Genomic DNA, 23,673 nt, shown 5'->3' with positions numbered 1-23,673 from the left:
GGGGCGGTCGGGGATTCTCGCCGAGAGCCATGGCCGAGTAGAGAGCTGAAGTACAACTTAGGAAATGACCTACGCGAAAAGCAGACCGGATGACTTTGCTGACCGGGATAGCCAAACATATCGCGAAGATTTTGGGATATATCCCACCGGGCTATCCGAAATTTCCACAGCAATGGGGAAAATTTCAGACAACCCGGCGAGACAGCAACCTGGTCTCAGGAAGACAGGTAGGAGGAGCGGGTCAGGCCCAGACGCAAGGCATCGAGAAATTGCGTGCGCTCGCTGGCACTGATGCGGGCACTGGCGCACTTGTCGCGGTAGTGGGTCATCAGTTCTTCCGGCGACAAGTGCACATAACGCAGCATGTCTTCGATGGTGTCGTGGGTCTCGATGCCGGCGTGGTACACGCTGCCATCGGCGTTCTGATAGATGTTCACCGAGTCGGTGTCACCGAACAGGTTGTGCATGTCGCCGAGGATTTCCTGATAGGCGCCGACCAGGAACACGCCCAACAGATAGTCCTCGCCTTCGTTCAAGCCGTGCACAGGCAGGCTGGTCTCGATGCTCTGCTCGTCGACGTACTGGTTGATCTTGCCGTCGGAGTCGCAGGTCAGATCCTGCAACACCGCACGGCGCAACGGCTCTTCGTCGAGACGGTGCAGCGGGATGATCGGCAGGACCTGATCGATCGCCCAGGTGTCCGGCAGGCTCTGGAATACCGAGAAGTTGCAGATGTACTTGTCGGCCAGCTTGTCGTTGAGCTCGTCGAGCACCTGACGGTGCGAACGCTGACGGGCCTTCAGAGAGTTATGCAGGCGGCGGCACACGGCGAAGTAGCACTGCTCGGCCAAGGCTTTTTCAGCCAGGGTCAGCTTGCCATCGGCGTATTGCGCGGCCACGTCGCTCATGTAGTGGGTGGCGCGCCAGTAGGTTTCGGTGACCATTTCGATGTCGGTCGGGCCGAGCAGGTCAACCAGCCACTGCACGGTTTCCGGCAGCGACTCCTTGTTTTCGATCTTCGGGATCTCGTCGTTGTGCTTCTCGACGTCAGTCACCTGCACCACCAGCATGGCGTGGTGCGCGGTCAGCGAGCGGCCGCTTTCGGAGAAGATGTGCGGATGCGGCAGGCTCTGCGCGTCGCAGAATTCCTTGAGCATGCCGACCACCACACCGGCGTAATCGTCCATGTCGTAGTTGATCGAACTGGCGTTGCGCGAGTGCGTGCCGTCGTAGTCGACACCCAGACCGCCACCGACGTCGATGTGATCGACCGGCAGACCGAGATTGCGCAGCTCGCCGTAGTAACGGATCGCTTCCTTGAAGCCGTGCTGATAGTCGGCCAGGTTGGCAATCTGCGAGCCCATGTGGAAGTGCAGCAGGCGGATGCCCTGATCCAGGCCGGCCGCGCGGAAGCGCTCGACCACCGACAGCAATTGCGCTGCCGACAGACCGAATTTGGATTTCTCGCCGCCAGTGTCCGCCCACTTCGACGAAGCCAGCGACGACAGACGCACGCGCAAGCCGACCTGCGGCTTGACCTTGAGCGAGGCCGCTTCTTCGATCACGAGCGCAACTTCGGACTCTTTCTCGATCACGATGAACACGTTGTGGCCGAGCTTCTGGCCCATCAGCGCCAGGCGGATGAACTCGCGGTCCTTGTAACCGTTGCAGACGATGGTGCCGCCCTTCGGCGCCAGCGCCAGCACGGCCAGCAATTCCGGCTTGGAGCCGGCTTCCAGACCAATGGAGACGTCCTTGGTGGCGATGATGTTCTCGATCACCGCTTCTTGCTGGTTAACCTTGATCGGGTACAACGCGGTGTACTTGCTCTGGTATTCCAGACGCTCGATGTTCGCATCGAAGGCGCCGGTCAGCTGGCGTACACGGTCTTGCAGGATGTCGGGAAAACGAACCAGCAACGGCAAGGACAAACCGCTTTTGCGCAGTTGGTCAACTTGCTCGAACAGGTCGATAGGCGAGCTGCTCGGGCCGTTCGGACGAACTTCGACGCGACCGGCGTCATTGATCGCGAAATACCCGGCCCCCCAATGGCGAATCCCGTAAACACTGCGGCTGTCCGCAACTGTCCATTGGCTGCCATCGTCTTTGCGTGTGCGTCGTACGGACATCGAAGTCCCCTATAAAGAAGTCATAGTGCGTCGCCTGATCTCAGGCTGGCGCAGTCTAAAGTATGAAAATGACGGTTCGTCAGCGCGGCGGTAGACCGCGCTGACCGCGTGGAGTTTAGAAACCGGTCATGAACAGGCTCTGTGAAAACCATGGAGCGACGCCGGAGCTGAACCTGTTCAGCTCCGGATCAAGCCGCTGGTGGCTTTCACAGAGGCTGCTAGCCGCCGGATTTCCTGGCTTTGAAACCGTGCTTGATCAGTTCCGCCAAGAGTAGCTCGACATGATCGCCCTGGATTTCGATGATCCCGTCCTTCAACGCCCCGCCGGTGCCGCAACGTTTCTTCAACGTTGTCGCCAGCTCCTTGAGCGCGTCTTCGGCCAGTGGCACGCCGCTGATGGTGGTCACCGTCTTGCCGCCCCGGCCCTTGCTCTCGCGACGCACGCGGGCAATGCCGTCACCGGCAGGGATCACGGTTTGTTTGCAGATACAGGCGTCCACCGGCTGACTGCATTCCGGGCAATGACGACCTGCGTCGGTGGAAAATACCAGACCGCCAAGGGCGGCGAAGGATGCGGCTTTTTTGGCCACCGGCAATCCTCTTGGGAGGACAAAGACTGATCGCAACCTTGGGCAAGGTTATCGACCGCGAAGCCCCACTCAGGCAGGGGCAGCGCTACTGCACCGGAATGTGGACTGAACTGTAGGAGCTGCCGAAGGCTGCGATCTTTTGATCCTGATCTTTACAAAGCAAGATCAAAAGATCGCAGCCTTCGGCAGCTCCTACAATAATTCAGCAGGCCAACATCAAGCGATTCGGTGCAGCTTGAAAAGGTCGCGCAGTGTAACGGCAAAAAAGCCAATTGCTAAGTGCCAATCAGCGCCAATTTATGTGTTCTTTGCGACGTCGCTCTGCTGCGCCTTCAGATAGCGCTTCAAAGCAGCCAGAGAGTCCGGGCAATAAGGCTTTTGCCGGATTTCCTGCATGACCTGTTCGACCGGAATAAAGCGTGCTTCCAGGACTTCTTCCGGCTGCAGTTTCAGCGGGCCGTCCCACACGGCGGAAAACGCCGAACACCACAGACGATTGCCAGTGTCCTCGAAGTAAAAATGATCGTGAGCGGTGAGTTCCACACCGCTGACGCCCAATTCTTCCGCCAGCTCACGGGCAGCCGACTCGGCATAGGTTTCGTGGGCCTGCACCATGCCGCCCGCCGCCACGTCCCAGTAACCGGGGTAGATCGCCTTGCTCAAGGTTCGCCGGTGCACACAAAGCTCACCGGCGGAATTGAACAACATGATGTAAGTGCCGCGACCGATCAGCCCGCGTTCACGCAAATCGGCACGCACCAGGGCGCCGAGCAGGTTGTCCTGCTCGTCGACCCAGGCAATCTGTTCGGCATCCGACGCGGCGCGATGGGCCGCCTCTTTGGCGTTCTGACTCATGTATCAGCCCTGATTGAGCAGTTGACGCAAGTCGATGACTGCCGCGTTGGCCCGGGAAATATAGTTGGCCATGACCAGCGAGTGGTTGGCCAATACGCCGAAGCCGCTGCCGTTTAGAATCATCGGGCTCCACACTGGCTCTTGCGACGCTTCCAGCTCACGGATGATCTGACGCACGCTGACGGTGGCGTTCTTCTTCGCCAGCACATCGGCGAAGTCGACCTCAATGGCACGCAGCAAGTGCGAGAGTGCCCAGGCCTGGCCGCGCGCTTCGTAGAACACGTTGTCGATCTGCATCCACGGGGTTTCGACGACTTCTTCGTCAAGTTGCGGCACTTCGCCGACGGCCGGGACTTCGGTTTTCAGCGCAGTGTTGAGTTTGACCCGACCGACACTGGCCGACAGCCGTTGCGACAGCGAACCCAGACGCGTGCCGACATCGCCGAGCCAGTTGTTGAGGTTGTCAGCGCGTGCGTAAAACAGCGCGTTTTTCTGCGTTGGGTCAGACAGGCGCGCCTGATAGCGGCTCAGGGAGTTGATGCCTTCCTGATACTCGGACTCACTCGCCGGCAGGATCCAGCTCTTGTTGTCGAAGTTGAAACGCGGTTCGGCCTTGGCCAGATCGGAGTCTTCGGCCGACTGCGATTGCGAACGGGCGAAGTCTTTGCGCAAGGCGCGGGTCAGGTCACGGACCTGCACCAGTACGCCGTATTCCCAGCTCGGCGTGTTGTCCATCCACAGGCCAGGGGGAAAACGGTCGTTGGAAATGTAACCGCCCGGCTTGTCGAGCAATGTGCCGGCCACGGACTTCAAGGTTTCGACTGTGGTGTAGCCGATCACCATCTGCTTGCCTTCTTTCTCGGCGGCCACTTGCGCATTTTGCGCCACCGGAAATAACGCCGGCTCCTGGCTCCAGTACCAGCCCAGGCCAATGGTCACTAACAAATAAATACCGAGCAGAGTGGCCAACGCACGGCTGAACAAAAGCCCGCCGACATAGCTGCGGGCGGCCGACTTGGGCTCGGCGGCACGTTCAGGCGCGGCGCCCGCGCGGTTTTTCCAGTCCAGCATGGCGATATCCTTTCAATCACTTGGGGTCAACGGTTCGACCACAACCATACAACAACGTGCCAAGGCCGGGCACCTGCGCGTGAAGATATGCCGCAAATGGTGCAGGCGCTCGACGCATCCGTCAGGCCTAAGGGAATCCCTGATGCCATTCACCTGACGCCGAGCCGTTAAAACCCGCTTGCCCAATTGGTGTGAGGCGCACAGAGTTACCTGAAATGTTAGCCGCTATATATTAAAGCGCCCTGCTTACAGGGACTTTGCCCACGTCCGGAGCGAAAACAAAACCACTCGGTCAGAAACTGAATGGTGACGCATTACAGATTATTGACGTACGACACTCGTCTAAGGGAAAAGAGGTGCTAGCATAGAGCCACCAGTCGATCTCAGCATGCACCCTAACTAGTAGTCAGGATATGACCGAGCCAGAAGACCCCAGCCGTGAGCGTCTCAAGCACCACTTTGCCCAGCGGGTAATTCATCAGGCACGTCAGATTCTTGAGATATGGCAGCGCCTGCAACGCAGTGAATGGTCCACCGTCGACCTCGCCGAACTGAGTGAGGCCAACCTGCGCCTGCTGCGCTTTGCCGAGCGCTTCGAACAGCCTGAACACACCCAGCTCGCGCGCCACATCAGTCAGTCGCTGGAAGCAGTGGACGCCAATCGTGGACGCCTGAGCAGTGGCTTGATCACCGACCTCAATCGTTTGATGCAGCGCTTGTCGCGTACCGGCCTGCGCCAGGGCGATCAGCTCGACCAGACCTTCCTGCCACCGCTGCGCAAACCAATCTACGTGATGCTGCAGGATCACGACCGCGCCGAGCGGCTGGCCAAGCAACTGGAATTCTTCGGCCTCAGCGCGCAGTCGCTGGACAGCGTCGCGGCGTTTCGCTCTTCGATGGTCGAGCGCTTGCCGGCCGCGATAGTCATGGACGTGGATTTCAGTGGTGCCGGCGTTGGCCTGAAACTCGCTGCCGAAGCCCAGGTCGGTCTCGAGGAACCGTTGCCGTTGCTGTTTTTCAGCCTGCACGAAACCGACACCCCGACTCGCCTTGCGGCAGTGCGCGCCGGGGGCCAGGAATTCCTCACCGGCACCCTCGAAGCGTCGAGTCTGCTGGAAAAGATCGAAGTCCTGACCTGCGTCGCCCAGTACGAACCATATAAAGTGCTGATCATCGATGACTCCCGCGCCCAGGCCATGCACACCGAACGCCTGCTCAACAGCGCCGGGATCGTGACCCGCACCTTGATCGAACCGATTCAGGCCATGGCTGAACTGGCGGATTTCCAGCCTGACCTGATCATCCTCGACATGTACATGCCAGCCTGCACCGGCACCGAACTGGCCAAGGTGATCCGCCACAACGACCGCTATGTCAGCGTGCCGATCATTTACCTGTCGGCCGAGGACGATCTGGACAAGCAGCTCGACGCCATGAGCGAGGGCGGCGACGACTTCCTGACCAAACCGATCAAGCCGCGCCATCTGATTACCACCGTGCGCAACCGCGCTGCCCGCGCGCGCAACTTGAAAGCACGGATGGTGCGCGACAGCCTCACCGGTTTGTATAACCACACGCATATCCTGCAACTGCTCGAAGACTGCTCGTTCCGCGCCCGCCGCGAGAACAAGCCGCTGAGCTTTGCCATGCTCGACATCGACCACTTCAAACGGGTCAACGACAGCCACGGCCACCCGATGGGCGACCGTGTCATCAAGAGCCTTGCACTGTTTCTCAAGCAACGTTTGCGCAAAACCGATTTCATCGGCCGTTACGGCGGCGAAGAGTTCGCCATCGTCATGCCCGACACTGACATGGAAGCCGCACACAAGGTGCTCGACGAGATCCGCCAGCGCTTCGCCGAAATCCATTACCCCGCGCAACCTCATGACTTGTGGTGCACCTTCAGCGCCGGTGTGGTGGAGATGCGCGATGATTCCGACAGCCTGATGATGGCCAGCCAGGCCGACGAGGCGCTGTACCGCGCCAAGAATGGCGGGCGCAATCGGGTGCAAAAGGCGCGGGACTCAAAGCAAAGTGCCACTATTTCATCGGAATCAACCTCGGTCATAACCCTGTAATAGAACCGCAATAAATTCAGGCGCTTACCATTTCTGTCGTTGGTAGCTGTCATGCGCCTGAAGTTGCTCACAAATCTTAATACCCTGCTGCTGGTCGCCGTGTGCCTCGCACTCGGCGCCACGCTGTGGTGGTCGCAAAAAGCGCTGGAACGCCCGTATCTGTTGATGGAGCGTTATCTGGGGCTGTCGCAGCAGTTTCAGAACGAGGTGGCGCGCAACGTCGAGGACTACCTCGCCAGCGGCGATGCCTTGCGTCTGAGCGGCGCCAGTCAGGCCATCGACAGCGTACAAAAACAACTCGGCGAACTGCCACCGGCGCTGGCCGATACGTTGCGCCCGAGCCTGTCGGGCCTCGATGAATTCAGCAAAACCGACTTACTCGCCGCCGGCAAACTGGCCGGTGATCCGCAGGCATTGCTGTTGCAGGCCGAGCGCGAATTGAGCGCCAGCCTTGAGCAACTCAGTGCCTATGCCAGCGGCAACGCGGCCTACCTGACGCCGCTGCTGGCTGCCTCTCAGCACTTGGGCAAACTTTCACTGGCGCGAGACAAACTGGTCAGCAGCGGCCGCAGTGAACTGGCGGTCGACGTCGAGCGCGAAGTCAGCAATATCCGCGCTCAGGCACAGTTGATCGATGCCCTGCCCCTGCTGGGTGTAGTGGCCAGTAACGAATCCAGCAGCGACGACTTCGCGGCGATGATGGGCATCGAAAGCAGCGAAAAAGCCGTTGCCGAGGATGCCGGTGTCGGCCTCAAACGTGAACTCAACAGCCTGCTCGGTCGCTACCCGGCAGAGCTTGCGCGCACCCGCGAGCAAATCCAGAAACGCAGCGAACTCAGCACCGCCACCCACGCGAAAATCGCTGCAGTGGAACACGCCATCGCCGGTCTGGAGCCGGTGGTCCGTGCCCAGCACGGGCAAATTCAGAGCGAAGTGCGGCTGATGCAAGGCGTGATGATCGGCCTGATCCTGCTGATTGCGCTGCTGATCGACACCCTGCAACGGCGTCTTGCGCGAACACTGACCAACCTCGCGCCGGCATTGTCCGTTTGGGCCGACGGCGATTTCAGTCGCGACATTCAACTGGGCAAGACCAACCGCGAACTGCACGACATCGAGGCCTCGCTCAATCGCTTGCGCGCCTATCTGGTGGATCTGGTCGGGACCATTCGTGGCAACGCCGAACAAGTCGCGGGCAGCAGTCGCACCCTCGCCGAGTTGAGCAACGACCTGCACAGCGGCGCCGAACATCAGGCCGGAGACACGGCGCTGATTCGCGATTCACTCGGCGAACTGGAGGCGACTATCCAGCAAGTTGCCGGGGACGCGCGTCAGGCCGCCGATGCCAGCCGTCACGCCGGTTTGGCTGTCGAACACGGTCAAACCGTCATCGGCCAGAGCCTCACGGGCCTGCACGCCTTGGTCGGCGAAGTGCAGGGCAATGCGCAGATGATCGAGCACCTGGCTGAAGAGTCGGCGACCATTGGCGGCGTGCTGACGGTGATCCGCTCGATTGCCGACCAGACCAATCTGCTGGCACTGAACGCGGCAATTGAAGCGGCGCGCGCCGGGGAAATGGGCCGCGGGTTTGCGGTGGTGGCTGAAGAAGTGCGCTCCCTGGCGCAGCGTACGGCCGGGGCGACGGCGGAAATTCAAACCCTGATCGCCGGGCTGCAAACCGCTGCCCGGCAATCGGTCGAAGGTATGCGTGCGCAAGTCGAGCACGCCGAAGCGACGGCGAATCAGGCACAAGCGGCGGACGGTGCGCTGGACAAGATTGTCGGTGCGATCCAGACCATTTCCGAGACAGCGATCCGCATCGCCGATATCACCGCGCAGCAAAGTGGCGCGGTCAGCGAGATTCGCGATCACAGTGAGCGGATTCACCAGTTGGGTGGAGATAACTTGCTGCGTATCGGCCAGGGCCGCGAGCAAGGCGAAAACCTGTTGGTACTAGGCGGACAGTTGCATACGGCCGTACAAGCCTTCCGCGTTTGACAACACTCTGTAGGAGTTGCCGAAGGCTCGGGCCGCGATCGGACGATCTTTTGATCTTGCCTTTAAAAGTCAAAAGATCGCAGCCTTCGGCAGCTCCTACACAGTTGCGTGATGCAAATGACCGGATCAGATCACTCGGTCACATATTTTGCGCAAACATCGGCCATCGTGCTGGCTATTGCATAGAACTGGACAGTCATAAAGTCTTTGCGGCATAGTCGCCGGGTTCTGACGACTGCTCATTCATGACAAGGACAACGCAGATGGCAACCCTACTGGTGCTGCACGGCCCCAACCTGAACCTGCTCGGCACCCGCGAACCGGGCACCTATGGGTCGACGACCCTGGCGCAGATCAATCAGGATCTGGAGCGTCGCGCCCGTGAAGCCGGCCATCATCTGCTGTATCTGCAAAGCAATGCGGAGTACGAATTGATCGACCGCATCCACGCCGCACGCGGCGAAGGTGTGGATTTTATCCTGATCAATCCGGCCGCATTTACACATACAAGTGTTGCATTACGTGACGCGTTGCTGGGAGTGAGCATCCCATTCATCGAAGTGCATTTGTCCAACGTGCACAAGCGCGAACCTTTCCGCCATCACTCTTACTTCTCCGACGTAGCGGTGGGAGTGATCTGCGGCCTTGGCGCCAGTGGTTACCGACTGGCCCTGGAGGCTGCACTAGAACTGCTTGAAACACAGGCAACGACTTGAACGACAAGCGTTAAGCGCCCCTGACCGACCCTTGGGAGTTGATGATTCATGGATATCCGTAAAGTTAAGAAACTGATCGAATTGCTGGAAGAGTCCGGCATCGACGAGCTCGAGATCAAGGAAGGCGAAGAGTCCGTACGCATCAGCCGTCACAGCAAGACCCCGGCTCAGCAGTACTACGCGCCTGCACCGATGCAAGCGCCGGCCGCTGCACCAGCCGCCGCTCCTGTAGCTGCAGCTGCTCCGGTTGCCGCTGCTGCCCCGGCGCTGAACGGCACTGTTGCCCGTTCGCCGATGGTCGGCACTTTCTACCGCAAGTCTTCTCCAGCCTCGCCATCCTTCGTTGAAGTCGGCCAGACCGTGAAGAAAGGCGACACTCTGTGCATCGTTGAAGCCATGAAGATGATGAACCACATCGAAGCTGAAACCAGCGGTGTGATCGAGTCCATCCTCGTCGAAGACGGCCAGCCGGTTGAGTACGACCAACCGCTGTTCACCATCGTTTGAACTGCGGAGAGCCTTTGATGACTGCGAAGTTGGAAAAAGTTCTGATCGCGAACCGCGGTGAGATCGCCCTGCGGATTCTGCGTGCCTGCAAAGAGATGGGCATCAAGACCGTCGCCGTTTACTCCAAGGCCGACAAAGAGCTGATGCACCTGGGTCTGGCAGACGAATCCGTCTGCATCGGCCCGGCATCGGCCTCTCAGTCTTACCTGCACATCCCGGCCATCATCGCTGCCGCCGAAGTGACTGGCGCTACCGCCATTCACCCAGGCTACGGTTTCCTCGCGGAAAACGCCGACTTTGCCGAGCAGGTCGAGAACTCCGGCTTCGCCTTCATCGGCCCGAAAGCCGACACCATTCGCCTGATGGGCGACAAGGTATCGGCCAAGCACGCGATGATCGAAGCAGGCGTGCCAACCGTTCCAGGTTCTGATGGCCCACTGCCGGAAGACGAAGAGACGGCGCTGCGCATCGGTCGTGAAGTCGGCTACCCGGTGATCATCAAAGCCGCTGGCGGCGGTGGTGGTCGCGGCATGCGCGTGGTGCACAGGGAAGAAGACCTGATCTCGTTCGCCAAACTGACCCGCACCGAAGCCGGCGCGGCGTTTGGCAACCCGATGGTCTATCTGGAAAAATTCCTGACCAACCCGCGTCACGTCGAAGTGCAGGTTCTGTCCGACGGCCAGGGTCACGCCATCCATCTGGGCGACCGCGATTGCTCGCTGCAACGTCGTCACCAGAAGGTTCTCGAAGAAGCGCCGGCACCGGGCATCGACGAGCAGGCTCGCCAGGAAGTTCTGGCTCGCTGCGTCAAGGCGTGCATCGACATCGGCTACCGCGGCGCCGGCACTTTCGAGTTCCTGTACGAGAACGGTCGTTTCTACTTCATCGAAATGAACACCCGTGTTCAGGTGGAGCACCCGGTTTCGGAAATGGTTACCGGTATCGACATCGTCAAGGAGATGCTCAGCATCGCCGCTGGCAACAAGCTGTCGTTCACGCAGGATGACGTGGTTATCCGCGGTCACTCGCTGGAATGCCGGATCAACGCTGAAGACCCGAAAACTTTCATGCCGAGCCCGGGCACGGTCAAGCATTTCCACGCTCCAGGCGGCAACGGCGTTCGCGTCGATTCGCACCTGTACAGCGGCTATGCCGTTCCGCCGAACTACGACTCGCTGATCGGCAAGCTGATCACTTACGGCGCTACCCGCGACGAAGCCATGGCCCGCATGCGCAATGCCCTGGACGAAATCGTGGTTGACGGGATCAAGACCAACATCCCGCTGCACCGTGATCTGGTTCGCGACGAAGGCTTCTGCAAAGGGGGCGTGAACATTCACTACCTCGAGCACAAGCTGGCTGACGAGAAGCACTAAGCTTCAGCCCGCACCAGACAAAGCCGCCTTCGGGCGGCTTTGTTGCATCTGCAGGTTTCCCTCCTGTGGGAGCGAGCCTGCTCGCGAAGAGGCCGTGCCAGTCGCCACCTTCATGGCTGACCCACCGCATTCGCGAGCAGGCTCGCTCCCACAGGTTCCACGCTTCGCTCAACATCTGCGCTACAAATGCAGCTCCCACAAACCCTGCGCGCTCGCGTAAACTTGCGCGCTTCTCGCAGACCGCTAGTCTGCAATCAATATTTTTCAAAGGTGCCCGCCATGCCTTGGCTGCAAGTACGACTCGCCATCAGCCCGGAACAAGCCGAAACCTACGAAGACGCTTTCCTTGAAGTGGGCGCTGTTTCGGTGACCTTCATGGACGCCGAAGACCAGCCGATCTTCGAGCCGGAACTCAACACCACTCCGCTGTGGGCGCACACTCACCTGCTGGCCCTGTTCGAGGGCGGCACCGAGCCTGCCCCGGTGCTGGCCCACCTCGAATTGCTGACCGGCAGCCCGCTGCCCGAGCATCACAGCGAAGTCATCGAAGACCAGGATTGGGAACGCAGCTGGATGGATGGTTTCCAGCCAATGCGTTTCGGCCAGCGCCTGTGGATCGTCCCGAGCTGGCATGCCGCGCCCGAGCCTGACGCAGTCAACCTGCTGCTGGATCCGGGCCTGGCGTTCGGCACCGGCACCCACCCGACCACCGCGCTGTGCCTGGAATGGCTCGACGGTCAGGACCTCAAAGACTGCAACGTGCTGGATTTCGGCTGCGGCTCGGGGATTCTGGCCATCGCCGCCCTGCTGCTCGGTGCCAAGGAAGCCGTCGGCACCGACATCGACGTGCAGGCGCTGGAAGCCTCGCGCGACAACGCCGGGCGCAACAATATCGCCGATGAGCTGTTCCCGCTGTACCTGCCGCAAGATCTGCCGCAGGTCAAAGCCGACGTGCTGGTCGCCAATATTCTCGCTGGCCCGCTGGTTTCGCTGGCACCGCAATTGTCCAGCCTGGTCAAATCCGGCGGGCGTCTGGCGCTGTCGGGCATCCTCGCCGAACAAGGTGATGAAGTCGCTGCTGCCTACGCTCAGGACTTCGATCTCGACCCGATCGCCAATCGCGATGGCTGGGTGCGCATCACCGGGCGTCGGCGCTAGAATGGCCGCCTGCATAATCCGGATCGCCGCATGACCGACAGCTTCGTCACTCAGTGCCCGCATTGCCAAACCAGTTTCCGCGTCAGCCATGCTCAGTTGAGCGTGGCCCGCGGGGTGGTTCGCTGCGGCTCCTGCCTGCAAGTGTTCAACGCCGCCAAACAGCTGCTTGAGCAGCACGCGGGCAAGGATGCGGTGACGCCGGTTGCACCCGCCAATGCCGAACAACTGCCGGTTGCACCACCGCCGGTGGTTGAATCGCCCGCGGTCGTCGAGCCACCTGTCACCCGCGCCATCAGCCAAAAGCAATGGAGCGCCTCGGAGCTGGACCTCGACAGTCTCGACCTGGACGAAGAACTCGCCCGCCTCGAACAACGGGAAATCCAGCCGACCACCGAATTCGGTCGTCCGCGCGAAGACTCCCTGAGTGCCCGCCGCGACAGTCCGGAACCGGATGAAGCGGTCTGGCCCGACAGCCTGTTCAGCCAGCCTGCCGATGAGAGAGCAGAGCCTGAAGCCGAACCGGAAGTGGTCGAGGAACCGGTCAAACCCGCACGCACCGAGCCCTCGCTGTCGCTGGAGCCGGTGGATCTGGATGATGAACCGGCGATCCCGCAATTGCGCCTGCACGATCCGATCGATCCGAATGCCCGCCGCGAACGCCTGTCCGCCAGTGACGACAGCGACGACGATCTGCCATTGCTCGAACCGCAGCGCAAAAGACGTGAGCGCGCAGACCCCGGTGTACGCGCCGAAGTCTTGCAGGACCTGACTGACGACCCGCTGCAACTGGACTGGCAAAAGCGCCGCTCACCCTGGGCCCGTCGCCTGCTCTGGCTGGTGTTGGTGTTGCTCGCCGCTGGTGGCCTCGCCGCCCAGTACATCGCCTACCATTTCGACGAGCTGGCGCGGCAGGATCAATACCGCCCATGGTTCCAGCAAGTCTGCCCGCAAATCGGCTGCACGGTGCCGTCCAAGGTCGACATTGCCAGAATCAAAAGCAGCAACCTGGTGGTGCGCAGCCATCCGGAGTTCAACGGCGCGCTGGTGGTCGACGCGATCATTTATAACCGCGCAACGTTCTCCCAGCCGTTTCCGTTGCTGGAGCTGCGGTTTGCCGACCTCAACGGCCACCTGATCGCCAGTCGGCGCTTCAAGCCCGGTGAATACTTGAGCGGCGATCTCGAAGGTTTGGCGGAGATGCCGCCACAAACGCCGATCCACATCGCGCTGGATATTCTCGATCCAGGCCCTAAAGCGGTGAATTACAGCCTGAGTTTTCATTCGCCCGAGTGAATCGCTTCATCGTTTCTGAATTGACGGCAATTTTCTGACTTCGCGCCGGGCTACCGAACCGCTGGCGATAAGAAAATAACTGTTCAGATTTTGTTCAATTCAGCCTTTATCCAGTCATCGAGAGCGGGTATCATGCCAACCCTTTTTCGAACTCTCATGATCCGGCCCCACTTCAGGGAAGTCCTATGTCGGCGGTACGCATCGGCCCATATACATTACAGAACGGCTTGATTCTCGCCCCGATGGCGGGGGTCACCGACCAGCCCTTTCGTCAGCTTTGCAAGCGTTTGGGCGCAGGGCTTGTGGTCTCGGAAATGGTCACCAGTGACATGAGCCTGTGGAACACCCGCAAGTCGCGCATGCGCATGATCCACGAAGGCGATCCCGAGCCTCGCTCGGTACAGATTGCCGGTGGTGATGCACAGATGCTGGCAAATGCGGCCCGCGCCAACGTCGAACTGGGCGCACAGATTATTGATATCAACATGGGTTGCCCGGCAAAGAAGGTCTGCAACAAGGCCGCCGGCTCCGCGTTGTTGAAAGATGAAGCACTGGTGACCGAGATCCTGCAGGCCGTCGTGGCTGCGGTTGATGTGCCGGTCACCCTGAAGATCCGCACTGGCTGGGATCGCGACAACAAGAACGGACTGACTGTGGCGAAGATCGCCGAGCAGGCCGGGATCACCGCGCTGGCAGTGCATGGCCGCACTCGCGCCGATCTTTATAAAGGTGAAGCCGAGTACGACACGATTGCCGCGATCAAGCAGGCCGTGTCGATCCCGGTGTTTGCCAATGGCGATATTGATTCGCCGGAAAAGGCCCGTTACGTGCTCGACGCGACCGGTGCCGATGGCCTGTTGGTAGGCCGAGCCGCCCAAGGGCGGCCATGGATTTTTCGCGAGATCGATCACTTCCTGCGCACTGGCGAGAAATTGCCGGCACCGGAGCTGATCGAGGTGGAACACATTCTGCTAGAGCATCTGGGCGCACTTCACGCTTTCTATGGGGATGTGATGGGCGTGCGTATTGCTCGAAAGCATGTGGGCTGGTATCTCGCAACCTTGCCGGGCGCCAAGGAGTTTCGCGCCCACTTCAATCGTTTGGATGGTACGGAAACACAATGCGCCAACGTTCGGGAGTTCTTCGCCGAGCGTTACAAGAGCCTGACAGGGGACGAAGAAGGGGTGGCCGCATGACGATGATGACCGAGACTTTAGTGAGTGGAACAGCACCCGTGAGCGACAACGTGAATTTGAAACAGCACCTCAATACGCCGAGCGAAGAAGGTCAGACCCTTCGCGGGAGTGTCGAGAAGGCGCTGCACAATTATTTCGCCCACCTTGAGGGCGCGTCCGTCACGGATGTGTACAACCTGGTGCTCTCCGAAGTCGAGGCTCCCCTGCTCGAAAGCGTGATGAACTACGTCAAGGGCAACCAGACCAAGGCCAGCGAGCTGCTCGGACTCAACCGAGGCACGCTGCGCAAGAAACTCAAGCAGTACGATCTGCTGTAAGCATTCAATCAAACCAGAAAGGCGCCCGCGTAAAACCGGTCGCCTTTTTTGCTGACTTCCTTTGCTTTTGATGGAAATTGAGATGACCGACCAGACTACCCGCCTGCCGATCCGCCGCGCCTTGATCAGCGTTTCCGACAAGACCGGGATCCTCGAATTCGCCAAGGAGCTTGAAGCCCTGGGCGTCGAGATCCTCTCCACCGGCGGAACGTTCAAGCTGCTGCGCGACAACGGCGTTGCCGCAGTGGAAGTCGCGGATTACACCGGTTTCGCGGAGATGATGGACGGTCGCGTGAAGACCCTGCACCCGAAAATCCACGGTGGCATCCTCGGTCGTCGCGGTATCGACGACGCCATCATGAACGAACACGGCATCAAGCCGATCGATCTGGTAGCGGTCAACCTGTACCCGTTCGAAGCGACCATCAACAAGCCAGGTTGCGACCTGCCGACCGCCATCGAGAACATCGACATCGGCGGCCCGACCATGGTCCGTTCGGCAGCAAAAAACCATAAAGACGTCGCGATCGTGGTCAACGCCAGCGATTACGCCAACGTCCTCGAAAGCCTCAAGGCCGGTGGCCTGACCTACGCTCAGCGTTTCGACCTGATGCTCAAGGCGTTCGAACACACCGCCGCCTACGACGGCATGATCGCCAACTACATGGGCACCGTGAACCAGGCCGCTGAAACCCTCAGCACGGAAGGTCGCAGCGAATTCCCGCGCACCTTCAACAGCCAGTTCATCAAGGCTCAGGAAATGCGCTACGGCGAGAACCCGCACCAGAGCGCGGCGTTCTATGTGGAAGCCAAACCTGCCGAAGTCGGCATCGCTACCGCGACCCAACTGCAAGGCAAAGAACTGTCGTACAACAACGTGGCCGACACCGACGCTGCGCTGGAATGTGTGAAGAGCTTCGTCAAGCCAGCCTGCGTGATCGTCAAGCACGCCAACCCGTGCGGCGTGGCGGTGAGCCCGGACGCCGAAGGCGGCATCCGTCAGGCCTACGAACTGGCTTACGCTACCGACACCGAATCGGCGTTCGGCGGCATCATTGCCTTCAACCGTGAACTGGATGCCGAGACCGCCAAAGCGATCGTCGAACGTCAGTTCGTTGAAGTGATCATCGCCCCTTCCGTGAGTGAAGAAGCCCGGGCCATCGTTGCCGCCAAAGCCAACGTGCGCCTGCTGGCCTGTGGCGAGTGGTCGGCTGACCGCGCTGCCGCTTGGGATTACAAGCGCGTCAACGGCGGCCTGCTGGTACAAAGCCGCGACATCGGCATGATTGGCAGCGAAGACCTGAAAGTCGTGACCAAGCGCGCACCGACCGAACAGGAAATCAACGACCTGATCTTCGCCTGGAAAGTGGCCAAGTACGTCAAATCCAACGCGATCGTCTACGCCAAGAACCGTCAGACCATCGGTGTCGGCGCTGGCCAGATGAGCCGCGTAAACTCCGCACGTATCGCTGCGATCAAGGCTGAACACGCGGGTCTGCAAGTGGCGGGTTCGGTGATGGCATCGGACGCGTTCTTCCCGTTCCGCGACGGTCTGGACAATGCGGCCAAGGTCGGCATCACTGCGGTGATCCAGCCAGGTGGCTCGATGCGTGATGCTGAAGTGATTGCCGCGGCTGATGAAGCCGGCATCGCGATGGTCTTTACGGGCATGCGCCACTTCCGCCATTGAAGCAGCCGCAAGTTTCAAGCTGAAAGCTGCAAGAAAGAGCAGACAGGTGTCGCTCCCTCTTGCAGGTGCAGCCTTATTAATTCAAAGCACAAGCTGTAAATGAGCGCCACGCAGTCGCTCTAACTTGCAGCTTGTAGCTTGCAGCTTTCTCCGAAGGAGTCTCTCTTTGAATGTTTTGATCATTGGCAGCGGTGGCCGTGAACACGCTCTGGCCTGGAAAGTGGCTCAGGATCCGCGCGTGCAGAAGGTTTTCGTTGCCCCGGGCAACGCCGGTACGGCGATTGAAGCCAAGTGCGAGAACGTCGCCATCGACGTGCTGGCCCTTGAGCAGCTTGCCGATTTCGCCGAGAAAAACGTTTCCCTGACCATCGTCGGCCCGGAAGTGCCGCTGGTCGCTGGCGTTGTCGACTTGTTCCGTTCCCGTGGCCTGGACTGCTTCGGTCCGACCGCTGGCGCTGCACAGCTGGAAGGCTCGAAGGCGTTCACCAAGGACTTCCTGGCGCGCCACAAGATCCCGACCGCCGACTACCAGAATTTCACCGAGATCGAGCCAGCACTGGCTTATCTGCGTGAAAAAGGCGCACCGATCGTGATCAAGGCCGATGGCCTGGCCGCCGGTAAAGGCGTGATCGTTGCCATGACCCTGGCTGAAGCCGAAGACGCCGTACGCGACATGCTTGCCGGCAATGCTTTCGGCGATGCCGGTTCGCGCGTGGTCATCGAAGAATTCCTCGACGGCGAAGAAGCGTCGTTCATCGTCATGGTCGACGGCAAGAACGTCCTGCCGATGGCCACCAGTCAGGACCACAAACGCGTCGGCGACGGCGACAGCGGCCCGAACACCGGCGGCATGGGTGCTTACTCCCCTGCCCCGGTAGTGACCGCCGACGTGCACAAGCGCGTGATGGACCTGGTGATCTGGCCGACCGTGCGCGGCATGGCCGATGAAGGCAACGTCTACACCGGTTTCCTCTATGCCGGTCTGATGATCGACAAGGCAGGCAACCCGAAAGTCATCGAGTTCAACTGCCGTTTCGGTGATCCGGAAACCCAACCGGTGATGCTGCGTTTGCAGTCCAGCCTGGTGCTGCTGGTTGAAGCCGCCCTGGCGCAAGCGCTGGACAAGGTCGAGGCGCAGTGGGATCCACGTCCGAGCGTTGGCATCGTGCTGGCCGCTGGCGGCTACCCGGGCGACTACGCCAAAGGCGCCGCGATCAACGGTCTGGACGCTGCGGCAAGCCTGGAAGGCAAAGTCTTCCACGCCGGCACCGCACTCAAAGATGGCCAGGTCGTGACCGCCGGTGGTCGCGTACTCTGCGCCACCGCAATGGGCGCCAGCGTCAGTGATGCGCAACAGCAAGCCTACAAGCTGGCGGCCGCGATCGACTGGGAAGGCAGCTTCTACCGCAAGGACATTGGCTACCGCGCCATTGCCCGTGAACGTGGCGAAACCCAGGAATAAGCAGTCCTTGAAGTCCGGCGAAGGAGACCGCTCCTCGCCGGGCTGTTCCGCCGCCGCGCGTCGTTATACTCTGGCATCAACCTAAGAAGGGATTTCGCCGTGCGCTGGCTCAGGATTGCCATAAGCTTCACCGTCACGTTGCTGACCTTGCTCTGCATGCTCCCGGCCCAGGCCACGCAAGGCAGTGGCTGGTCGGTATTGCTCGACGATCTGGGCAATCTGCAACTGAGCGATATCCGCTCAGCCCGTTACACCAACCAATTCAGCCCCATCGACCTTGACCGCCTCACCGCGGCCGAGCCCGAGGGAGCACTGTGGCTGCGCTTCAGGCTCGCGCCCGGCAAGCACGAACAAGTGCTGCGGATCTTCGCCCCGGACCTGTCACACCTCAATCTGTACGTGCTCGACGGCGACCAACTGATCGAGCAACGCAACACCGGCACCGACCAGCCCCAGGCTGAACGGCCGCTACCGAGCAGCGACTTCATGCTGCCGCTGCCGCAAAGCAGCAAGCCTCTCGACGTCTACGTGCGGCTGGTTTCCGACCATCAGTTACGCCCGCACATCACCCTGCAATCGGCGGTCATGAGCGCAGCCGACCAGAACCAGACACTGATCTTCGGCCTGCTGTTCGGCTGCCTCGCCATGCTGTTGCTGCACAATCTCGTGCGCTACGCCTACTCCCGCTCACGCAGCAGCCTGTGGCTGGCGATCTGCGAGGGTCTGTTGGGGCTCAGCCTGTTGCTGTTGCTCAACCTCGCCGGCCCCTGGCTGCCGAACTGGCATGCGATCCAGACGCCCGGGGCTTATCTCGCGTTGCTGCTGACCGCGCCGGCCGGTTTGATGTTTGCCCTGCGCTTCTTCGCCCCGCTGGGCCCGCATCCGCTGAACAAACTGTTGCTGGGCGACATTCTGTTCATCGTGACGTGCAGCTTGCTGCTGTTGTTCGTCAACACCTTGCCACTGAACATCATCACTTACGCGCTGGTGGCACTCGCCGGCCTGAGCATGTTGTTTGTCGCGTTCTATCACTGGCAGAAGGGCTACCGCCCGGCGCGGTTGTTTGTTGCTGCCATGGTGGTGTTCAACATCGGTACGCTGATCATTCTTCCGGCATTGCTGGGCCTGACACTGGTCGCGCCGCAAGGCCTGATCATGACGTTGATGGTGTTTATCTGCATCAGCGGGCTGTTGATGAGCATTGCGCTGGGCGAGCGTCAACGCAGCATCACCGAAAGCCGTTTCAGCATCAGTCGCGACCTCGCCGCAAGCAACGCCGAGATCAACGCCAAAGCCGAATTCCTCGCCAAGATCAGCCACGAGATTCGCACGCCGATGAACGGCGTGCTGGGCATGACCGAGTTGCTGCTCGGTACCCCGTTGTCGGTCAAACAGCGCGATTACGTGCAGACCATCCACAGCGCCGGCAACGAACTGCTGACATTGATCAACGAGATTCTCGACATCTCCAAACTCGAATCAGGGCAGATCGAACTGGACGACGTGCAGTTCGATCTCAACGCGTTGATCGATGACTGCCTGAGCATCTACCGCGCCAAGGCCGAACAGCAGAACGTCGAACTGATCAGCTTCATTCAGCCGCAAGTGCCGCGGGTGATCAGCGGCGACCCGACCCGTCTGCGCCAGACCCTGCTGAGTCTGCTGGAAAACGCCCTGAAAAAAACCGACGAGGGCGAAGTGCTGATCGTGGTCGCCCTCGATGAGCGCAGCAGCAAACCGCGCCTGCGCATCGCCGTGCAGGACAGCGGTCAGCCGATGGAGCAGGAGGAGCGTGACGCGCTGATGCACGCCGAGTTGCACAGCAAGCATTTCCTTTCGGCCAATCGTCTGGGTGGCAATCTGGGCCTGGTGATCGCGCGGCAACTGATCCGGTTGATGCAGGGTGAATTCGGCATCAAAAGCGGCACCAATCAGGGCAGCACCTTGTGGCTGACGCTGCCGCTGGACCCGGATCGCCTTGAACACCCGACCTCCGACCTCGACAGCCCGTTGCAAGGCGCGCGGGTGCTGGTGGTCGATGACAACGACACCTGTCGCAAAGTGCTGGTGCAGCAATGCAGTGCCTGGGGCCTGAACGTCAGCGCCGTGCCGTCGGGCAAGGAAGCGCTGGCGCTGCTACGCACCAAGGCGCACCTGCGTGATTACTTCGATGTGGTCCTGCTCGATCAGAACATGCCCGGCATGACCGGCATGCAACTGGCGGCCAAGATCAAGGAAGACCCGAGCCTGAACCACGACATCCTGTTGATCATGCTCACCGGCATCAGCAACGCGCCGAGCAAGATCATCGCGCGTAACTCGGGGATCAAAAGGATTCTGGCCAAACCGGTGGCCGGGTATACGCTCAAGACCACCCTCGCGGACGAACTCAACCAGCGCAACAAAGGCCAGGTGGTGTTCCAGCCGCAAGTGGTGACCGCGGCCACCGTGGCTAAAGTGCCGAGCGACTTCCGCATCCTCGTTGCCGAAGACAATACGATTTCGACCAAAGTGATTCGCGGCATGCTCGGCAAGCTCAATCTGCAACCCGACACCGCCAGCAACGGCGAAGAAGCACTGCAAGCGATGAAAGCCCAGCGTTACGACCTGGTGTTGATGGACTGCGAGATGCCAATCCTCGACGGTTTCTCCGCAACTCAGCAATTGCGCGCGTGGGAAGTCAGCAACCAACGCATCCGCACGCCGATCGTTGCGTTGACCGCGCACATTCTCGCCGAGCACAAGGAGCGCGCACGCCAGGCCGGAATGGACGGACACATGTCCAAACCGGTCGAGCTGTCGCAATTGCGCGAGTTGATCGAGCATTGGGTGGCCCAACGTGATCAACAGAACCGCACGGCGTCGACCTTCTGATTCGCTCAGATCTCCAGACTGCTCAGGTAGTTGAGCGAGCCAGTCAGCACCGACTTTTTGACCCTTTCCCGAAACTGAGCGTAATGAAGGGTGTTGAACGTGATAGCGGCGATCTGTTCGACGCTGTTGTGGATCAGAGTCTCGTCTTCGCCAAACAGAAATCCTGAGACCTGTCGCCTGATGCTGAACTGACGATGATAGATGCCTATCTCGACCTTGTTCGGGCCGCTCATGACGCAGGGAATTATCTGAAAGTAACCGGCATCGCCACGAATGCTCGTGGACTCGAACCGTTTGAGCGCCAGGGTATTACGCTCAATTGCCATCAGCGCACGACGCATTGGCTCGGAAAATTCCTCGCCCATGATGGTTGAGATCCGTTGCGTCGCCTGGCCGGCCATCAGACTGTTGCGTGATGGCGTCAGGGCCTGTGGTTTCGGCACATCCCAACCGATAAACCTGAGTACCTTGCAGTAGTACTCAAACCAGTCAGTCGATAGCCCGTCCTCAATTGCCGCGCGTGTCGCCATTTGTGCATGAGCGGTGCTCATGTAGATGTCATCTCGGTGGGGCGTCGGCACACCGCTGGCGAATGCCACAACACTGGCGCCCACCACGGCGGCCTGCGGTGTCATGGAATCCGACATGGCTTCACCTCCGTTGGCAGGGTCAACGTCGCAACATTGCCCGCAAGCCTGTCCCTTACTTTTACAGCAATCGCCGCACGCACAGGACCGTAGAGCTGTTCGACAAGGGTTTCACACGCGTGATGCACGTGAACCAAACCGTGCAAATCATTAGATTGATACGACTGCTGGAATGGATTGGGGCTCAATACCTTTCGCGTCTTGAACTCGACATACGCACTGGTAATCGAGGTGGGAGATTTCGCGTCTATCACCAGCAACCGTACACTCGTCAGCGGAGCTGACACTTTGGCTGGCGCAGGCTCAACTAATGTTTGCATGTGACTTCGCAGCAGTTGGAGCGCCGGCTCTTCGTCCGGTAACTTTGCAACTCGTGCCAGAACCGCAGCGATTGTATGGGCGTCACCTAATGCACCGTGAGTCAACATAGCGGTAAACGCATTTGGCACGAGTTCTTCTGTGTTGTGTCTGAACCCCCACGTCTGATTCGCTTTTTTTGGACGTAACCAGTACGCATCGAGAACTTCCATATAGGCGCCATACCAAATTAACCCAGGCGTTGTTTCAATCTTTTTATTAGCCACCAGTTGTGCAAGCAAGATCGAATTGATCAGATCATCGTAAGCCGCCGCACCATCAACTTCCGGCACAAGTACAATGGAATTTCCCACCACCATCGTCAAATATTCGTCGTCCATGTCACCCTCCTGAATATAAAAAGGGCAGCCGACATCGACCGCCCTTCCAGCACCGGTTAAATCTCGAACTCTTCGATTTTAGAAAGTGCATTCAGGCCCAACTTGGTGCGTATATAGTCGCGAGTCGCATTGGCGACATCCGTATTTTTTTCAAATACGGTCTCGCCCCGATACATTTTCACGTTGCGAACATCCACATCGACGAACAGCACTTTGTCCGACCTATTCCGGCGCTGAAAACGAACTGCACCGACAGCCATCAAGGGCACACCATTCACTTCGGTGCAGGCTCCGGTCGAGATACCACCCACGCCGTTATTCAGAAGATTTCGCTCATACAGCGTTAAGGCGGTCTCACGTTTGCTCAGTGCTGCAATTGCATCGGTTGCCACTTTCAGCATCAATGCGCTAGTCGGACCGGGCAATGCCAGACCCGAGATAACCGAACCTAGAATTTCCAGTACCAGTTTGTCCATACGGACACTGGTACCGCCGACTTCGAGGTTATTGTAATAGATGCTGGTAGCCGTCCAGCCCGCTTTGTTCATCACGTCACGGAACAACAAGTACCAATCCTGCCCCTGGTCTTCCCGCGGATACTTTTTGTTCGCTACCAAGCTTGCAAAAAGATAGGCATTTTGTGCGTCGGTTCGATTTACTTCACTGAGATAACCCGTAAAGGTCAAAATACCTTCACCAACGATAGAGCCTTTTTCCGGCACTACAACAGTATCGCCCGGTGAAAAACTGCGGCTACGAATAGCAGGCATGTCACCAACATCATATTGTTGAATATCACTCAGACATTTCTCGACAAACGCTTTCTGCATTACCTGATTACTCATCACAATCTCCTTATCATTATTAAAACAAATCCTCATGAACTTGCGAGAGCAACCATAACCAGCCAATCAAGAACATACAAACCTGAACATGTAACATAATCGTCAGCAAACAAAAACGACAACTAACCACCAAACAACAGCAACTCAAAACACTTTAAAAAGTCGCTACC

19 protein-coding genes are annotated in these 23,673 nt (G+C 59.4%); 12 read left to right on the top strand and 7 right to left on the bottom strand.

Annotation, left to right across the window (positions count from 1 at the left end):
• Positions 1 to 215 precede the first annotated feature (215 nt).
• From speA to IEQ42_RS07415, 4 genes are all read right to left on the bottom strand, one after another.
• Positions 216 to 2,129 carry an arginine decarboxylase gene (gene speA, locus IEQ42_RS07430; RefSeq protein WP_042557480.1) on the bottom strand — a complete coding sequence of 638 codons (1,914 nt, stop codon included), beginning with the start codon at positions 2,127 to 2,129 and terminating at the stop codon, positions 216 to 218.
• Positions 2,130 to 2,347: 218 nt separating this feature from the next.
• The gene (locus tag IEQ42_RS07425) at positions 2,348 to 2,719 is read right to left on the bottom strand and encodes a translation initiation factor Sui1 (protein WP_210703063.1); all 372 of its coding nucleotides are present in this window, start codon (positions 2,717 to 2,719) and stop codon (positions 2,348 to 2,350) included.
• A 297-nt stretch (positions 2,720 to 3,016) separates the two neighbouring features.
• Positions 3,017 to 3,574 (bottom strand): NUDIX hydrolase, encoded by a 558-nt coding sequence (locus IEQ42_RS07420; protein ID WP_042557479.1) that lies wholly within the window; start codon positions 3,572 to 3,574, stop codon positions 3,017 to 3,019.
• A 3-nt stretch (positions 3,575 to 3,577) separates the two neighbouring features.
• Entirely contained in the window at positions 3,578 to 4,645 is a 1,068-nt protein-coding gene (locus IEQ42_RS07415) for a DUF2333 family protein (protein WP_210703062.1), read from the bottom strand.
• A gap of 413 nt (positions 4,646 to 5,058) precedes the next feature.
• On the opposite strand from IEQ42_RS07415, the gene gcbA reads away from it, so the two are divergent.
• From gcbA to IEQ42_RS07355, 12 genes are all read left to right on the top strand, one after another.
• Positions 5,059 to 6,726, top strand: a complete 1,668-nt coding sequence (gene gcbA, locus IEQ42_RS07410) for a diguanylate cyclase GcbA (protein WP_210703061.1) — start codon at positions 5,059 to 5,061, stop codon at positions 6,724 to 6,726.
• A gap of 51 nt (positions 6,727 to 6,777) precedes the next feature.
• On the top strand, positions 6,778 to 8,724 hold the full coding sequence (locus IEQ42_RS07405; protein WP_210703060.1) for a methyl-accepting chemotaxis protein: 1,947 nt from the start codon (positions 6,778 to 6,780) through the stop codon (positions 8,722 to 8,724).
• 263 nt (positions 8,725 to 8,987) lie between these two features.
• A complete protein-coding gene (gene aroQ, locus IEQ42_RS07400; RefSeq protein ID WP_042557475.1) occupies positions 8,988 to 9,440 on the top strand; it encodes a type II 3-dehydroquinate dehydratase in 453 nt (150 codons plus the stop codon).
• 48 nt (positions 9,441 to 9,488) lie between these two features.
• Positions 9,489 to 9,947, top strand: a complete 459-nt coding sequence (accB, locus tag IEQ42_RS07395) for an acetyl-CoA carboxylase biotin carboxyl carrier protein (protein ID WP_042557474.1) — start codon at positions 9,489 to 9,491, stop codon at positions 9,945 to 9,947.
• Between the two features lie 17 nt (positions 9,948 to 9,964).
• Positions 9,965 to 11,323 carry an acetyl-CoA carboxylase biotin carboxylase subunit gene (gene accC, locus IEQ42_RS07390; RefSeq protein ID WP_210703059.1) on the top strand — a complete coding sequence of 453 codons (1,359 nt, stop codon included), beginning with the start codon at positions 9,965 to 9,967 and terminating at the stop codon, positions 11,321 to 11,323.
• A gap of 279 nt (positions 11,324 to 11,602) precedes the next feature.
• A complete protein-coding gene (gene prmA, locus IEQ42_RS07385; RefSeq protein ID WP_042557472.1) occupies positions 11,603 to 12,481 on the top strand; it encodes a 50S ribosomal protein L11 methyltransferase in 879 nt (292 codons plus the stop codon).
• Positions 12,482 to 12,511: 30 nt separating this feature from the next.
• Positions 12,512 to 13,774, top strand: coding sequence for a DUF3426 domain-containing protein (locus IEQ42_RS07380; RefSeq protein ID WP_210703058.1), 1,263 nt, complete (start codon positions 12,512 to 12,514; stop codon positions 13,772 to 13,774).
• 185 nt (positions 13,775 to 13,959) lie between these two features.
• A complete protein-coding gene (gene dusB, locus IEQ42_RS07375) occupies positions 13,960 to 14,970 on the top strand; it encodes a tRNA dihydrouridine synthase DusB (RefSeq protein WP_210703057.1) in 1,011 nt (336 codons plus the stop codon).
• Positions 14,967 to 15,287: a DNA-binding transcriptional regulator Fis gene (gene fis, locus IEQ42_RS07370; protein WP_003221275.1), complete on the top strand. Its 321-nt coding sequence runs from the start codon at positions 14,967 to 14,969 to the stop codon at positions 15,285 to 15,287. The genes dusB and fis overlap by 4 nt, the downstream gene beginning before the upstream one ends.
• 82 nt (positions 15,288 to 15,369) lie before the next feature.
• The gene (gene purH / locus IEQ42_RS07365) at positions 15,370 to 16,977 is read left to right on the top strand and encodes a bifunctional phosphoribosylaminoimidazolecarboxamide formyltransferase/IMP cyclohydrolase (RefSeq protein ID WP_123530916.1); all 1,608 of its coding nucleotides are present in this window, start codon (positions 15,370 to 15,372) and stop codon (positions 16,975 to 16,977) included.
• Between the two features lie 166 nt (positions 16,978 to 17,143).
• Entirely contained in the window at positions 17,144 to 18,439 is a 1,296-nt protein-coding gene (purD, locus tag IEQ42_RS07360; RefSeq protein ID WP_042557467.1) for a phosphoribosylamine--glycine ligase, read from the top strand.
• Positions 18,440 to 18,538: 99 nt separating this feature from the next.
• Positions 18,539 to 21,313, top strand: a complete 2,775-nt coding sequence (locus IEQ42_RS07355; RefSeq protein WP_042557466.1) for a hybrid sensor histidine kinase/response regulator — start codon at positions 18,539 to 18,541, stop codon at positions 21,311 to 21,313.
• A gap of 5 nt (positions 21,314 to 21,318) precedes the next feature.
• Here IEQ42_RS07355 and IEQ42_RS07350 read toward each other — a convergent pair whose 3' ends face one another.
• The 3 genes from IEQ42_RS07350 to IEQ42_RS07340 are packed head-to-tail and all read right to left on the bottom strand — an operon-like array spanning position 21,319 to position 23,503.
• Positions 21,319 to 21,960 (bottom strand): hypothetical protein, encoded by a 642-nt coding sequence (locus IEQ42_RS07350; protein WP_210703056.1) that lies wholly within the window; start codon positions 21,958 to 21,960, stop codon positions 21,319 to 21,321.
• Positions 21,945 to 22,658 carry a hypothetical protein gene (locus IEQ42_RS07345; protein WP_210703055.1) on the bottom strand — a complete coding sequence of 238 codons (714 nt, stop codon included), beginning with the start codon at positions 22,656 to 22,658 and terminating at the stop codon, positions 21,945 to 21,947. The genes IEQ42_RS07350 and IEQ42_RS07345 overlap by 16 nt, the downstream gene beginning before the upstream one ends.
• A gap of 56 nt (positions 22,659 to 22,714) precedes the next feature.
• A complete protein-coding gene (locus IEQ42_RS07340) occupies positions 22,715 to 23,503 on the bottom strand; it encodes a hypothetical protein (RefSeq protein WP_210703054.1) in 789 nt (262 codons plus the stop codon).
• Positions 23,504 to 23,673 lie beyond the last annotated feature (170 nt).

Origin of the sequence: Pseudomonas iridis (assembly GCF_017980685.1) — a bacterium.
Classification (GTDB): domain Bacteria; phylum Pseudomonadota; class Gammaproteobacteria; order Pseudomonadales; family Pseudomonadaceae; genus Aquipseudomonas; species Aquipseudomonas iridis.
Note: the sequence above shows the minus strand (reverse complement) of the source record. Positions and strands in the feature narration are given on the sequence as shown.

Excerpts from the sequence above, each read along its gene's own strand:
- gcbA (WP_210703061.1), top strand. The coding sequence starts at position 5,059 with ATGACCGAGCCAGAAGACCCCAGCCGTGAGCGTCTCAAGCACCACTTT.
- IEQ42_RS07340 (WP_210703054.1), bottom strand. The coding sequence starts at position 23,503 with ATGAGTAATCAGGTAATGCAGAAAGCGTTTGTCGAGAAATGTCTGAGT.
- IEQ42_RS07405 (WP_210703060.1), top strand. The coding sequence starts at position 6,778 with ATGCGCCTGAAGTTGCTCACAAATCTTAATACCCTGCTGCTGGTCGCC.
- purH (WP_123530916.1), top strand. The coding sequence starts at position 15,370 with ATGACCGACCAGACTACCCGCCTGCCGATCCGCCGCGCCTTGATCAGC.
- IEQ42_RS07350 (WP_210703056.1), bottom strand. The coding sequence starts at position 21,960 with ATGTCGGATTCCATGACACCGCAGGCCGCCGTGGTGGGCGCCAGTGTT.
- IEQ42_RS07380 (WP_210703058.1), top strand. The coding sequence starts at position 12,512 with ATGACCGACAGCTTCGTCACTCAGTGCCCGCATTGCCAAACCAGTTTC.
- prmA (WP_042557472.1), top strand. The coding sequence starts at position 11,603 with ATGCCTTGGCTGCAAGTACGACTCGCCATCAGCCCGGAACAAGCCGAA.
- IEQ42_RS07345 (WP_210703055.1), bottom strand. The coding sequence starts at position 22,658 with ATGGACGACGAATATTTGACGATGGTGGTGGGAAATTCCATTGTACTT.
- fis (WP_003221275.1), top strand. The coding sequence starts at position 14,967 with ATGACGATGATGACCGAGACTTTAGTGAGTGGAACAGCACCCGTGAGC.
- dusB (WP_210703057.1), top strand. The coding sequence starts at position 13,960 with ATGTCGGCGGTACGCATCGGCCCATATACATTACAGAACGGCTTGATT.
- accC (WP_210703059.1), top strand. The coding sequence starts at position 9,965 with ATGACTGCGAAGTTGGAAAAAGTTCTGATCGCGAACCGCGGTGAGATC.
- IEQ42_RS07420 (WP_042557479.1), bottom strand. The coding sequence starts at position 3,574 with ATGAGTCAGAACGCCAAAGAGGCGGCCCATCGCGCCGCGTCGGATGCC.
- IEQ42_RS07415 (WP_210703062.1), bottom strand. The coding sequence starts at position 4,645 with ATGCTGGACTGGAAAAACCGCGCGGGCGCCGCGCCTGAACGTGCCGCC.
- accB (WP_042557474.1), top strand. The coding sequence starts at position 9,489 with ATGGATATCCGTAAAGTTAAGAAACTGATCGAATTGCTGGAAGAGTCC.
- speA (WP_042557480.1), bottom strand. The coding sequence starts at position 2,129 with ATGTCCGTACGACGCACACGCAAAGACGATGGCAGCCAATGGACAGTT.
- aroQ (WP_042557475.1), top strand. The coding sequence starts at position 8,988 with ATGGCAACCCTACTGGTGCTGCACGGCCCCAACCTGAACCTGCTCGGC.